Source organism: Flavobacterium cellulosilyticum, from assembly GCF_004349355.1.
In the GTDB taxonomy this organism is placed as follows: domain Bacteria; phylum Bacteroidota; class Bacteroidia; order Flavobacteriales; family Flavobacteriaceae; genus Flavobacterium; species Flavobacterium cellulosilyticum.
In genome coordinates, this window is sequence record NZ_SMFK01000007.1 from 48,278 (window position 1) to 62,286 (window position 14,009).

The following is a 14,009-nucleotide window of genomic DNA, read 5'->3' on the forward strand; positions in this document are numbered from 1 at the left end:
TATAAAAACAACACTACAAAATTAAAATAGAATTGATTACCATATTTGCATGTATTAATTAAATGAATAATGAAATGACATCAATTATGAAAAAAGAAGCAATTAATAGAGTAGCTAGTTTAGGCATCTTATTTTGGATTATTAAAATATTTTCAACGACAGTTGGAGAAACTGCAGCTGATTATGTTTCGGTAAACTTAAAATTTGGCTTAATAAATACAGTAATATTAATGGGTGTAATTACCATTTTAGTTACTATTTGGAATTTTAAACAAAAAAAATATTATCCCACTTCCTATTGGTCCTTAATTGTAATGATGAGTATCGAAGGAACTTTAATAACTGATCTCTTGGTTGAAAAATCAAGTGTCTCTTTAGTGACTTTGGATGTAGTTTTCACCATTGCAATGGTCTTATTATTTTACTTTTGGTATAAGAAAGAAAAAACACTTTCCATTCATGATATAAATAATGATAACAGAGAAAAATTTTATTGGATTATAGTTTTAACCACATTTGCTTTAGGAACTGGAGTTGGAGATACGGTATCTGAGTATTTCAACGTTGGCTATTTTTACTCTTTAATAATTTTTGGTTTGATTTTTATTATCGCCGGCGTATTTTACTATTTCAAAATTATAAATGCTGTTTTAGCATTTTGGATCGCTTTTATTGTAACCAGACCAATTGGTGATTTATTGGGTGATTTATTTATTCAAGTTCCAAAAGATGGTGGTCTTGGAATTTCTGTAGCAACAATAAATAGTGTCTTTTTTATTGTAATAATTGCTTCCGTTTCCTATATAACAATAAGTCGCTACAAAAAGCCCCTTTGATTACTGTGTTTTATTTACTATTTTTTAGTGCTTGATACAATCTATTTTACTGAAAAAAAATGTTCAAATATAAAACTAATATCCCATCTCATTTTTTACAATAAGATGGGATATCTCTATTAAAAACTAAAATCCTTATTTTAACCCAGCCAAACTATTTTCTAGCGTTTCAATTTTTGCCAATGCATCCGCTTCTTTTTGTCTTTCGTTTGCCAAAACTTTCTCTGGCGCGCCGTTTACAAATTTTTCGTTAGATAATTTGTTTTGAACAGATTTCAAAAAACCTTGAGTATAAACCAATTCGGTAGTTAATTTCTCAATTTCAGCAGCAACATCTATATTTCCTGTAATCGGGATGAAATATTCATTCGATTTTACACGGAAAGACAAAGCACCATCTACTTTATCCGAAACGTATTCTAAAGAGGTTATGTTTCCTAATTTGGTCACCACTGAATCAAAATATGTAGAAGCCGCATCATTATTAATGGCTTTCAATTCAATCGTATCCTTGAACGGAATGTTCTTGTCTTTACGAATGGTTCTAATTCCAGAAATTACTTCGATAGTGTTTTCAAAATCAGTTATTAATTGCGCATTGAATGGTTTCATTTTTGGCCAAGTCGAAACGATTAATGCTTCTTCTGGTGTTCTTTCTGCCAATAATTGCCATATTTCTTCCGTCAAAAACGGCATAAACGGATGCAATAATTTCATATTATTTTCCAACATTTCTATGGCTTTCTCCAAAGTTGCGCTGTCAATTGGTTGTTGGTAAGCAGGTTTTATCATTTCCAAGAACCAAGAACAGAAATCATCCCAAACGAGTTTGTAAATTCCCATTAAAGCTTCGGAAATTCTGTATTTTTCGAAATTGTCCTCGATTTCCAAAAGTGTTTGTTGCAATTTGGCTTCATACCATTCTATCGCAACTTTTGAAGATTCCGGTTGTGGAATAGCATCCGATACTTCCCAACCTTTTATCAGTTTAAAGGCATTCCATATTTTATTCGTAAAGCCTTTTCCTTGATTGCATAATTCTTCGTCGAACATAATATCGTTTCCTGCAGAAGCGCTCAGAAGCAAACCTACACGAACTCCGTCAGCACCAAATTTTTCAATTAACTCTAATGGTTCTGGTGAATTCCCTAAGGATTTCGACATTTTACGTCTTTGTTTGTCACGCACTAAACCGGTCAAATATACATTCGAAAATGGTTTTTTACCCGTATATTCATAACCTGCAATGATCATTCGTGCGACCCAGAAAAACAAAATATCTGGACCAGTAACCAAATCATTGGTTGGATAATAGTATTTGAAATCTTCGTTTTCAGGATCCATAATTCCACCAAAAACCGACATTGGCCACAACCAAGAAGAGAACCAGGTATCTAACGCATCAACGTCTTGACGAAGGTTGTTGGTTGTAAGTTGTTGGTTGTTGGTTTTTTCTTTGGCTAAAGCCAACGCATCTTCAATGTTTTCAGCAACAACGAAATCTTCTTTTCCGTCACCGTAGAAATAAGCAGGAATTTGTTGTCCCCACCACAATTGACGCGAAATATTCCAATCACGAATATTGTTCAGCCAATGAGCATAAGTATTATTAAAACGAGTGGGATGCAATTTCACATCGCCATCTACTAAAACGGATTGGATTGCTGGTTTTACCAAATCTTCCATTTTCAAAAACCATTGATCGGACAAACGAGGTTCGATTACGGCTTTCGTTCTTTCCGAAGTTCCTACTTTATTCAAATGGATTTCGGTCCTCGCCAATGCACCGATTGTTTCTAATTCTTTGGCTATTTCATCACGAACTACAAAACGATCTTTTCCTTGATAATGCAAACCAAAACTATTTACTGTTGCATCTTCATTGAAAATATCGATGATTTCTAGATTGTGTTTTACACCTAATGTTTTATCATTCATATCGTGAGCAGGTGTCACTTTCAAACAACCTGTTCCAAATTCGATATCGACATATTCGTCTTCAATAATGGGTACCACACGGCCACAAATGGGCACAATCGCTTTTTTTCCTTTTAAATGAGCAAAACGTTCGTCATTTGGATTGATACAAATAGCTGTATCCCCAAAAATAGTTTCGGGACGTGTCGTTGCTACAGTCAAAAATTCTTCAGAACCCTCTATTTTATAGTTAAGGAAATATAATTTTCCTTGTTGTTCTTCGTATATTACTTCTTCATCGGACAAGGTCGTTTTAGCTTCCGGATCCCAGTTTACCATTCGGTATCCACGATAAATCAATCCTTTATTGTATAAATCCACAAAAGATTTGATTACGGAGGCTGACATATCAGGATCCATAGTAAATTTCGTCCTGTCCCAATCACAAGAGCAACCCAATTGTTTCAATTGTTCTAGGATGGTTCCTCCATATTTGTCCGTCCAATCGTAAGCGTGTTTCAAAAATTCTTCACGACTTAAATCGGCTTTATTAATTCCTTCTGATTTTAATTTGGCAACCACCTTGGCTTCAGTAGCAATTGAAGCGTGATCTGTTCCAGGAACCCAACAAGCGTTAAATCCTTTTAGACGAGCACGACGTATCAAAACATCCTGAATAGTATTGTTCAGCATATGTCCCATGTGTAAAACTCCAGTAACATTTGGTGGTGGAATTACAATAGTATATGGAGTTCTGTGGTCTGGTTCTGAGTGAAAATAATTATTTTTCATCCAGTAGGCATACCACTTATTTTCAATGGTTTTTGCGTCAAATTGTGCAGGAATTGTCATTGTATTGTTGATTCGTTTTATCTTTAATTCGTTTAAATTACTAAAATATTTAGTCGTTTATTATCACTCAAATAACCGATTAAACAGTTAACCAAATAAACCATTTATACTTTGGTCTGATTTTTGTAATTTAATATAGTGCACAAAAGTAAATAATTAAGTACAGTATAAAAAGAGAAATAAATAATTGTACACTTAATTAAAAGAAGTATTTTTACTAACCCTAAATTTAAAAAACATACAAATGAAAAACATTACTCTCATTATAGCAATTTTATTAATCAGTAGTTTTGGTTTTGCACAATCTGGTGCTAAAATTGAGTTTAAGGCAAAAGACAATACTATAGATTATGGAACCATAACTAAAAATGGTGATTCTGGTATTCGTATCTTTGAATTCACCAATACTGGAAACGCTTCTTTAATTATATCTAATGTACTTTCTACATCAGGATTTACGATTCAATCCAAACCATCAGAACCAATTTTACCAGGAAAAAGTGATAAAATTGTCATCAAATACAATTTGACAGAGGGTCCAATTAGAAAAACGATTACGGTAGAATCGAATGCTGTAAATTATGACAATGGAAGAATTCCACTTAAAATAAAAGGAGAAGTGATAGCTGATTAATTATTAAAAAATAGGTTATGAAAATACTAATTTACTTTAAAGGTATTGGATTACTGTTTTTACTGCTAATTTTAACTTCTTGTACGGATCAAAACGACTCCAATAATGAAGGCAACAGTCTATCAGCAACTTGGGTTTGGGTTTCATCATCTGGAGGAATTGCTGGGGTTACCAATACACCAAAATCTACTGGTAATTCGATAGAATTAATAATGACAAGTGACTTTAATTATACTATTTACACCAATGGAAGTATAACAAGTCAAGGAACTTATAAAATGAGCACTCAAAAATGCATTCACGACAATACAATTAAGAACAGCCTTATTTTTTCTAACAATACCGAAATGACGATCGAGAAAATAAATCCTATAAATATATTGTTATCAGATGATTATTATGACGGGTTTGACAATTTGTATACTAGAAAATAACAACTCAAATATTAATATCGCTTCATGAAGAATTTCAAGAAGCGATATCTTTTTATAAAACATTAAACAATTTAAATTTTATAATCAAAATCTGATTGTCTCTTTCAACTTCAAATGTCATCCATTTTTCTTCATCAGGTTTTAGAAAAGACTGAATTTCTTGTAAAGTAAATCTATAGGTTTTCAATTTATTAATACTAATTATTATATCTCCTTTTTGTAAACCACTAAGATCTGCTGTAGAACCTTTTCTTACATTTGAGATTTCATAAATTGGTTTTAAAACAAATTTATATTTGAAATTATTTGTAATATTACTACTACTCGGGTCATAAGAAACTCCAGATATTGGTGTTTCAAGCGAAACCGTTTCCTTTACCCACTGTAAGTCATTATGTTGTACTTCTATACCACTTTTGTTATAATGAAACGGGTCTTTGAAATTTAGATTTTTCTTTAAAAACAAATTACCGTTACTATAATCTAAAACAATATTAAATCTTTTCAAAATTTCTGAACCAACAGAACCAGCGCGATCCTGAACCATTTTTACACTCTTTATTGAACTGGAGTCTGGAAAAGCAGCAATTGGGCCTTGAAATTGAAATTTTGAAATTGAAAAATCTTTAATTTTGGCTCTTTTTCCTTCGACATCTCCGCTAAACCCTTTTCCTAAATAATCTTGAAAATTTTTCTCAGGAATTGTGACTCCAATGAAATCATTTTCGAAAAGCCAAATCGCATCACCATTGCCAATATCTATCAATAATTTCAAAGGAATCTTGATAGAATCAATAGTCACATCACAAAAAACATAAGGTTTTGAACGTTCTATAGTTATTGGTAATCTCTCGTATTTTTTATCAATTTTTCGATTAATTTTTTTATTGCTTTTATAAACTGATATCTTTTTTTTTCGATAATTTATATCAACTAAATTGTTTTTCAAAAATGAATATCCAATAATTCCATTCACTGGAATCCCAATATGTGAGGAAATATTAAAACTTTGGTCTAAGACTACATACAACAAATGGTCAGTTGATTTCAAACCATTTATTTCTAAAGTATTATTGGTTGATTTCAACCCTTCAACAGAAGATTCGCTACCCAAACCTCTTAATGTAATTTTTTCAACATTAAAAAAGCGCACTTCTGTATTATCTCCCAAACTAAATAGAATCGTTTCTTCCACACCTGAATCCAATAAAAAATTCAACTCAATGCCATTGACTTTTAAAGGAATAAATATTAAATTATTAATGAATTTAAATGGAATGACTACTTTCTCGATCTCTTTTTCAAACTGAAACCCTTCTTGACCTAAACTAGGCAAGGTGACAAGAAAGAGAAAAAGTAAAATAAGTTTTAGTTTCATTGAAAATAGATTGGATTAAAGTTAATTAAAAATCAAGGATTACACTATATTTATGCTACAAATAAGAGTATTGAAGCTAAAAAATTCGAAAAAAAATCGCAAATTTGCATTTCAATAAATAATATTATGCCAAACATTTCTATCAGAGGTAGAAGAATGCCTGAATCACCAATTCGAAAATTGGCTCCATTTGCCGATATAGCACTCAGTAAAGGCCTAAAAGTATACCACTTAAACATAGGTCAACCTGATATAAAAAGCCCAAAAATCGCCATTGACGCGATAAAAAATATTGATTTAGATATCATTGAATATGGTCCATCAGCAGGTTATGAAAGTTACCGAAAAAAACTGGCACAGTTTTATGTAGATCAAGACATTGCTATCAGCTTTGAAGATATCATGATTACTACTGGAGGCTCTGAAGCTTTGCTATTCGCATTAGGAAGTATAATGGATCCGGAGGATGAAATTATTATCCCTGAACCTTTTTATGCTAATTACCATGCCTTTTCAGAAGAATCAAGTGCTACGGTTGTTGCTGTAAGTACAACAATTGAAAATGGTTTTGCTTTACCTTCAATTGAGGTTATTGAAAAAGCCATAACGCCTAGAACAAAAGCAATATTAATTTGTAACCCAAGCAATCCAACTGGTAATTTATATTCTGAAACTGAAATAAGACAACTAGGTGATTTGGTTAAAAAATATGATTTGTTTTTAATCTCTGACGAAGTTTACCGTAAATTCATTTATGATGGCGATCCTTTTTTCTCTGTAATGAACTTAGAAGGAAAAGAGCAAAATGTTATCATGATTGACTCTGTATCTAAAAGATACAGTATGTGTGGCGCGCGAATTGGATGTATGGTTACCCAAAACAAAGACGTAATTGCCACAGCGATGAAATTTGCACAAGCTCGATTATGCCCTCCAACTATTGAACAAATTGCTTGCGAAGCGGCAATAGATACTCCTCAAAGTTATTTTGATGAAGTAATCGAGGAATACAAAGAAAGAAGAGACACTTTAATCAATGAACTACTTAAAATCGAAGGAGTTGTTGTCAATAAGCCAAAGGCTGCCTTTTATTGTATTGTTCAATTGCCAGTAGATAACACTGAAGATTTTGCTCGATGGTTACTTGACAGTTACGAATTAGATGGCGAAACTGTAATGGTAGCACCTGCTGCAGGATTCTACTCGACACCAGGCATGGGACTAAATCAAGTTCGAATTGCTTATGTTTTGAAAAAAGAAGATTTAATCAAAGCAGTTCACATTTTAAAAGAAGCCATATTAGTTTATAATGCTAAAAAATAATCTTGTTTTATAAGGATTTTAGTCCTAAAACACATAAAATTAAATAGTAAAAGCCATAGAAATTCTTAGGCTTTTATTATTTATATTTGCTACTTAATTTATTTCACATATAATTGACCCTTTTAATGATAAATAACGAAGAATTTCAGGACGAAATAGGAAACGATCATTTAAGTTCATCTGCAAAAAACCCAATAAGAGATGATGCTTTTGATATTACTGATGAAGTAAAAATCGAAAAAATAAAAAAAGATGTAGAAAGCATCCTTTTAACTCTTGGGATGGATTTAACCGATGATAGCCTAAAAGGAACACCTAATCGTGTTGCAAAAATGTTTGTAAAAGAAATTTTCGGTGGACTTAATCCTACCAAAAAACCAAACGCTTCTACATTCGAAAATGAATACAAATACGGGGAAATGCTTGTCGAAAAAAACATTACTCTTTATTCAACATGCGAACACCATTTACTTCCCATAATTGGTAGAGCTCACGTTGCTTATATCTCGAATGGCCGAGTTATTGGACTTTCAAAAATTAATAGAATTGTTGAATTTTATGCCAAAAGGCCTCAAGTACAAGAGCGTTTAACTATGCAAATTGTTCAAGAACTACAACTTGCATTAGGAACTGAAGATGTTGCTTGTATAATTGACGCCAAACATCTTTGTGTTAATTCAAGAGGAATTAGAGACATCGAAAGCAGTACAGTTACTTCGGAATTTGGTGGTAAATTTAAAAATGAGCAAACACGAAGAGAATTGTTGGATTATATAAAATTGGAAACTAAATTTTAGTTTTGCTTAACTGGTTATTTGCTTAACTGGTTAAACACGTTAAAGAGAAACCATTACAACACATTAAACGATTAATCATTTAACCGATTAAACCAAAAAAACGACAATGCCTTTATATAAATCCCAAACATTAAAAATATACAATTCTCTTTCTGGAGAAAAAGAAATTTTCTCACCAATAAACGAAGGAAATATAGGAATGTATGTTTGTGGTCCTACAGTATATAGTAATGTTCACCTAGGAAATGTAAGGACTTTCATGTCGTTTGATGTGATTTTTAGGTATTTTTTACATCTTGGATACAAAACACGATATGTTCGAAACATTACTGATGTAGGTCATATTGTGGATGATGTGGATGATGGAGAAGATAAAATTGCTAAAAAAGCTCGAATTGAGCAATTAGAACCTATGGAAGTGGTACAACAATACACTGTTGACTTTCATGACATTCTAAGTTTATTCAACTTTTTACCTCCTAGTATAGAGCCTACCGCAACTGGCCATATCATTGAGCAAATCGAAATAGTCAAAAATATTATGGACAATGGATTTGCTTACGAAGTAAATGGCTCCGTTTATTTTGATGTAATAAAATACAACAAAACCAATAATTACGGGATTTTAAGTGGACGAAATATCGAAGATATGTTGTCGAACACTAGAGATTTAGATGGACAAAGTGATAAAAAAAATGCACAAGATTTCGCTCTTTGGAAAAAAGCTGAACCGCAACACATCATGCGTTGGCCTTCGCCTTGGAGTGATGGTTTTCCGGGTTGGCATTTAGAATGTACTGCGATGAGTACTAAATATTTGGGCAATCATTTTGACATACATGGTGGCGGAATGGATTTAAAATTCCCACATCACGAGTGTGAAATTGCACAAAATGAAGCTTGTACCGGTCATACGCCTGTAAATTATTGGATGCACGCTAATATGCTGACGCTAAATGGAAAGAAAATGGCCAAGTCAACAGGAAACAACATTTTACCAAGAGAAATTCTAACAGGTGAAAATCCAAATTTAAGTAAAGCCTTCTCACCGAGTGTCGCTCGATTTTTCATACTTCAAGCGCATTACAGAAGCAATCTTGATTTTACTAACGATGCTATTCTTGCTGCCGAAAAAGGATTCTATAGATTAATGGAAGCCGTTGATGGATTAGCAACGATTAGCGCAACTACTAATTCGAGTATTGATATTTCAAGCTGGAAACAAAATTGTTATGACGCTATGAATGACGACTTTAACAGTCCCATTTTAATCGCACAATTATTTGAAGGTGTACGCTTTATCAATTTATTAAAAGACAATTCAGCAACCCTAAATTCTGAAGACTTAAAGACATTCAAAGAAGCAATACATTCTTTTGTCTTTGATGTTTTAGGTTTAAAAGATGAAAAAGCTGTTGGAAACAATAACATAAAACTTGAAGGCGTTGTAAATATGCTAATCGGAATGCGAAATGAAGCGAGATCCAATAAGGACTTTGCGATGTCTGACCAAATTAGAGATCAATTGATTGTATTAGGGATTCAACTAAAAGATGGTAAAGAAGGAACTACATTTAGTGTTCAGTAAACAGGTTTCAGACAGTAGAAAGCAGAAAAAAGTTTTCAGTAGTAGTTAAAAGTGTGTAACATCAAACTGAAACATGAAGTCTGAATCCTGAAATCTGGGAACTTGATTCTATTATCTTTATACTTTAAAAAAAATATGTTAAATAAAATCCTCATATTTCCCTTTATTCTATTAGTTCGTTTTTACCAAAATGCTATTTCACCATTTACACCCTCAGCTTGTAGATTTGAACCTACTTGTTCCACTTACATGATTGAAGCCTTACAAACTCATGGATTACTGTATGGAGGCTTTTTAGGATTGAAGCGTATTTTAAGTTGTAATCCATGGGGGAAAACAGGTTATGATCCAGTTCCTCCTAAGAAATGCGAACATAAACATTGATCAAAACAATCATATTCAAAACAAATAAATGTATTTTTACAGTAAATAAAAAACAATGACACACGCATTAAACATAGTATGGAACCCATCTGAAGGCATTGATTTAGGTTTTTTTATAATCCGATATTACAGCCTAATGTTTGTAATCGCTTTTGGATTAGGATGGTACATTATGAAAAACATTTTCGACCGCGAAAACGAATCGATAGAAAAATTAGACTCCTTATTTATTTGGACCGTTTTATCTACATTAATTGGCGCAAGATTAGGGGATGTTTTCTTCTATGATTGGGAATACTACCGAAATCATCTAGTAGAAATCCTACTTCCTATAAGAGAAAATCCCAATGCCTCACTTTTTTATTTTATAAATGGTTGGGAATTTACTGGTTTTCGAGGTCTTGCAAGTCACGGAGCTGCAATAGCTATTATATTCACTATGTATTTTTATAGCAAAACAATACTCAAAAGACCTCAAATGTGGATTTTAGACCGAATAGTAATTCCAGTAGCTAGTGGCGCTATTTTTGTACGTTTGGGTAATTTTTTTAATTCTGAAATAATTGGAAAGGAAACGAATTCTTCTTTCGGAATAAAATTCATTAGAGACTATTACAGTCCAAATGATGCCGTACACGCAACACATTTAGCGACTCCAAAAGAAGCTTATTTTGCCATTGCAAATAATCCTCAATTTGCTGGATTATTACAACAGGTACCTGCAAAACAACCTGCACAATTATATGAAGCTTTCTGCTATATTTTTGTATTTGCAGTTTTATTTTACTTGTATTGGAAAACAGATGCTAGAGAAAAATCCGGTTATTTATTTGGAATGTTTTTAGTACTTTTATTTGTTGTGAGATTCATTGTAGAGTTTGTTAAAGAAAGTCAAGGAGGTTTTGAAAGTGCATTAGGGCTATTCTCAACGGGACAATGGTTAAGTATTCCCTTTATATTAATTGGATTGTATTTTGTTTTTACAGCTGAAAAGCCTGTTCATATTTAATTCTCAAAAGACTATTAAAACTATAAACAAAGCCCCGCAATTTCGGGGCTTTGTTCTTTTTATCTCTTTAATGAAAAATGCGCTTTGAATTCTTTGCTCATATTTTCCTCATCGTATGTAACAGTAAACCAATAGTCATCAGCAGGCATTGGGTATCCAATATAAGTTCCATCCCATCCACTTTCTAATGGACTAATATTTTTCAATAATTTCCCATACCGATCAAAAATAAAAATTCTTGAATTCAATTGATCACTCAAGTCAAATATATTCCATTTGTCATTATTTCCATCATTATTTGGCGTGAAAAATTTAGGATAATTGATGACCAAAATATTATTTTCAGTTATTGGAGCACTACAACCATTGGGATCTATAACCGTAATTGAATGCAATCCCGAAGCAACATTTTCAAAAACAGAACTAGTTTGAAAAGGGTTAGAATCCATTTGATACAAATAATCTCCTGCAGAAGCTGCTGTTATAGTAACGATTTGATTTAATGAAAATGCATTTGTAACCGTCCAACTTATACTAACAAGAGTATTTGAAGGATTCACGATAACATTTATTTTTTTTGCATTTGCACATTGAGGTACATCTGGTGTAAAAACATATGCCCCGCTATTTGTATTATTTATAGTCGAAGGAAACCAAGTTCCAGTGACTCCATTTGGCGAAGTAGTAGCTAATGCGGGCGGAATAATTCCTGAACAAATAGAAAGATCAACAAAATCAGGCACTATAAGCGGGGTAACTACAACATTAAGAGTTTGAACGGTAGCACATTCTGTCGTATTTGGAGTAAAAACATAACTTCTACTAGTAGTATTATCAATCGTCGCAGGATTCCATGTTCCAGTTACTCCATTTGGGGAAGTAGTAGCTAATAACGGAGCTGTACTACCAGCACAAAATGCAGGTATAGTTGCAAAATTGGTTGTTGTTCTAGGAGTAATTGTCACATTCAAGGTTTGGCTATTTGCACATTGTCCTGACGTTGGAGTAAAAATATAATTACGTCCCACAGTATTACTAATAGTCGAAGGTGACCAAGTTCCAGTAATTCCATTAGGCGAAGTTGTTGCTAAAATTGGAGCAATTGATCCAGAACATAAAGCAGGTAGAATAGCAAAATTCGGAGTCGCAATTGAGTTTACCAATATTGTTAAGGTTGTTGGGTTAGCACATTGACCCGCGGTTGGTGTAAAAGTATATGTGGTAGTAGCTTTATTATTGAGTGCTGGTGACCAAGATCCATTAATTCCATTTGTTGAAGTAGTCGGCAATGGTGTTATTGGATCTCCATTACAAATGGCAGACCTAGCAGTAAAAATTGGCGTTACTTTAAGATTTACAGTAATAGTCATTGTTGCTAAAGTAGCACATTGTCCAGTTGTCGGTGTAAAAGTATAAGTACTTGTTAAAGTATTATTCAAAGCTGGCGACCAAGTTCCCGTAATTCCATTATTTGAAGTTGTAGGTAGAGGAGTCAAAAAAGCTCCTGAACAAATAGGATTCACTTGGGTGAAAATTGGAAGAATATTTGGATTCACTGTAATAACCATTGTTGCCGCATTCGCGCATTGTCCTGCCGTTGGGGTAAAAGTATACGTTTTAGTGGTAGTGTTGTCCAAAGAAGGAGACCAGGTGCCAGTAACGCTATTATTTGAAGTTGCAGGTAATGGAGCTAAAGCTGCGCCAGAACAAATTGGCGCTACTTGCGAAAACGTGGGTATTTGCACAGGATCAACCCTTATCGAAACCGTAGTGGGAGTAGCGACAACACATTGACCAGGTGTTGGTGTAAAAGTATAGGTTGTAGTCCCTAATGTAGCAGTGTCAACAGGAAAAGGACTCCATGTCCCTGTTATAGGAGTTGGATTAGACGAGCGTAAAGGCAAAACAGGAGCTGTAGCACCTTGACAAACAAAAACTGGAATTCCAGAAAATGTTGGGGTTACTTTCGGAGTTACGGTAATGTTCATTGTTTGCGTTAGCGCACAAGGAAACAATATTTTGTCTGGAGTAAAAGTATAAACTAGACTAGTTGTATTATTAACTAATGCTGGACTCCAAGCGCCAGTTATTCCTTCATTTGATGCTAAAGGCAACAAAGGAGCTGCTGACCCTGAACAAAACGGAGCAATTGGATTAAAAGTAGGTTTTGTATTTGTTATACATGACACACTGCACTCCCACGTTTTTGTAGCACAGGGGCGAGTTGCTGCTGTTACTACTATTGTTGCCGATTGACCAGGAGACATACCGGAAACTTGAAAATGAGATACTATTGTATTTCCAAATCCTGACAAACCACCAGTTGTAGTATACGTATAATTATAAGAATTATCCGGAATAAGTGTACTATTACCCCAATCAAAAAGAACAGCATCATATTTTGTAGCCGGAGCAACTATTTGCCCAGGATCACATCCAGGATTTACAATAAACGCCAAATTATCACCAACCACATTTACAACTATTGACGTTCGAGGTGTGCTTTCAACCCCACCAATAGTTTGAGTAACATAATAAGTAGTTGAACCTACTGTAGAAGCACTTGGTGTAGGAGCTATTGCAGATGGGACTTCGATAGGTGCATTTGTAAGATACCAATTTAAAGTTCCGCCTACTGAAGGAGTTGCTTTTAATGGTGATGCCATACTATTTTGGCATAAATATATTGGTGAAGTTACTGCAGGTGGAACAGTAGCAAGACTTGTAGTACCATTTTCCGTAGTTATAACATTCGCTAATATACCTGAAGTAGATAAGGCTGAAGTTATTATCAAAATGATTACCGTTTTAAAAAGGTTTTTCATCACTTCTAGATTTTGGTTAGTAACGTATTGGG

General features: G+C 33.5%; 11 protein-coding genes. 8 read left to right on the forward strand and 3 right to left on the reverse strand.

The genetic code is table 11. The features are described 5' to 3' along the window. Nucleotides 1-86 precede the first annotated feature (86 nt). Nucleotides 87-836, forward strand: a complete 750-nt coding sequence (locus E0F76_RS11770) for a COG4705 family protein (protein ID WP_132006044.1) — start codon at nt 87-89, stop codon at nt 834-836. 135 nt (nt 837-971) lie between these two features. On the opposite strand, the gene E0F76_RS11775 is transcribed toward E0F76_RS11770, so the two are convergent. Beyond that, nucleotides 972-3,605, reverse strand: a complete 2,634-nt coding sequence (locus tag E0F76_RS11775; protein WP_132006047.1) for a valine--tRNA ligase — start codon at nt 3,603-3,605, stop codon at nt 972-974. Nucleotides 3,606-3,849: 244 nt separating this feature from the next. Between E0F76_RS11775 and E0F76_RS11780 the strand changes: the two genes are divergently transcribed. Next, nucleotides 3,850-4,239, forward strand: a complete 390-nt coding sequence (locus E0F76_RS11780) for a DUF1573 domain-containing protein (protein WP_132006050.1) — start codon at nt 3,850-3,852, stop codon at nt 4,237-4,239. A gap of 17 nt (nt 4,240-4,256) precedes the next feature. Continuing rightward, entirely contained in the window at nt 4,257-4,673 is a 417-nt protein-coding gene (locus tag E0F76_RS11785) for a hypothetical protein (RefSeq protein ID WP_132006053.1), read from the forward strand. A gap of 52 nt (nt 4,674-4,725) precedes the next feature. On the opposite strand, the gene E0F76_RS11790 is transcribed toward E0F76_RS11785, so the two are convergent. Then, entirely contained in the window at nt 4,726-6,051 is a 1,326-nt protein-coding gene (locus E0F76_RS11790) for a PDZ domain-containing protein (protein WP_132006056.1), read from the reverse strand. 126 nt (nt 6,052-6,177) lie between these two features. Between E0F76_RS11790 and E0F76_RS11795 the strand changes: the two genes are divergently transcribed. The 5 genes from E0F76_RS11795 to lgt all read left to right on the forward strand — a co-directional run bounded on the left by E0F76_RS11795 (nt 6,178) and on the right by lgt (nt 11,152). Beyond that, nucleotides 6,178-7,374, forward strand: coding sequence for a pyridoxal phosphate-dependent aminotransferase (locus tag E0F76_RS11795; protein WP_132006059.1), 1,197 nt, complete (start codon nt 6,178-6,180; stop codon nt 7,372-7,374). A 125-nt stretch (nt 7,375-7,499) separates the two neighbouring features. Next, on the forward strand, nt 7,500-8,171 hold the full coding sequence (gene folE / locus E0F76_RS11800) for a GTP cyclohydrolase I FolE (protein WP_132006062.1): 672 nt from the start codon (nt 7,500-7,502) through the stop codon (nt 8,169-8,171). 106 nt (nt 8,172-8,277) lie between these two features. After that, on the forward strand, nt 8,278-9,759 hold the full coding sequence (gene cysS, locus E0F76_RS11805) for a cysteine--tRNA ligase (protein ID WP_132006065.1): 1,482 nt from the start codon (nt 8,278-8,280) through the stop codon (nt 9,757-9,759). Between the two features lie 135 nt (nt 9,760-9,894). Beyond that, nucleotides 9,895-10,143, forward strand: coding sequence for a membrane protein insertion efficiency factor YidD (yidD, locus tag E0F76_RS11810; RefSeq protein WP_132006068.1), 249 nt, complete (start codon nt 9,895-9,897; stop codon nt 10,141-10,143). 55 nt (nt 10,144-10,198) lie between these two features. Beyond that, nucleotides 10,199-11,152 (forward strand): prolipoprotein diacylglyceryl transferase, encoded by a 954-nt coding sequence (gene lgt, locus E0F76_RS11815; RefSeq protein WP_132006071.1) that lies wholly within the window; start codon nt 10,199-10,201, stop codon nt 11,150-11,152. Nucleotides 11,153-11,211: 59 nt separating this feature from the next. Here the strand turns inward: lgt and E0F76_RS11820 are convergent, their stop codons facing one another. Then, nucleotides 11,212-13,977, reverse strand: a complete 2,766-nt coding sequence (locus E0F76_RS11820; RefSeq protein WP_132006074.1) for a T9SS type B sorting domain-containing protein — start codon at nt 13,975-13,977, stop codon at nt 11,212-11,214. Nucleotides 13,978-14,009: the final 32 nt, after the last annotated feature.

Bases quoted from the DNA above. Each gene is read 5' to 3' on its own strand.
- E0F76_RS11775 (WP_132006047.1), bottom strand. From the start codon at position 3,605: ATGACAATTCCTGCACAATTTGACGCAAAAACCATTGAAAATAAGTGG.
- E0F76_RS11785 (WP_132006053.1), top strand. From the start codon at position 4,257: ATGAAAATACTAATTTACTTTAAAGGTATTGGATTACTGTTTTTACTG.
- cysS (WP_132006065.1), top strand. From the start codon at position 8,278: ATGCCTTTATATAAATCCCAAACATTAAAAATATACAATTCTCTTTCT.
- E0F76_RS11795 (WP_132006059.1), top strand. From the start codon at position 6,178: ATGCCAAACATTTCTATCAGAGGTAGAAGAATGCCTGAATCACCAATT.
- E0F76_RS11790 (WP_132006056.1), bottom strand. From the start codon at position 6,051: ATGAAACTAAAACTTATTTTACTTTTTCTCTTTCTTGTCACCTTGCCT.
- E0F76_RS11770 (WP_132006044.1), top strand. From the start codon at position 87: ATGAAAAAAGAAGCAATTAATAGAGTAGCTAGTTTAGGCATCTTATTT.
- E0F76_RS11780 (WP_132006050.1), top strand. From the start codon at position 3,850: ATGAAAAACATTACTCTCATTATAGCAATTTTATTAATCAGTAGTTTT.
- yidD (WP_132006068.1), top strand. From the start codon at position 9,895: ATGTTAAATAAAATCCTCATATTTCCCTTTATTCTATTAGTTCGTTTT.
- E0F76_RS11820 (WP_132006074.1), bottom strand. From the start codon at position 13,977: ATGAAAAACCTTTTTAAAACGGTAATCATTTTGATAATAACTTCAGCC.
- folE (WP_132006062.1), top strand. From the start codon at position 7,500: ATGATAAATAACGAAGAATTTCAGGACGAAATAGGAAACGATCATTTA.
- lgt (WP_132006071.1), top strand. From the start codon at position 10,199: ATGACACACGCATTAAACATAGTATGGAACCCATCTGAAGGCATTGAT.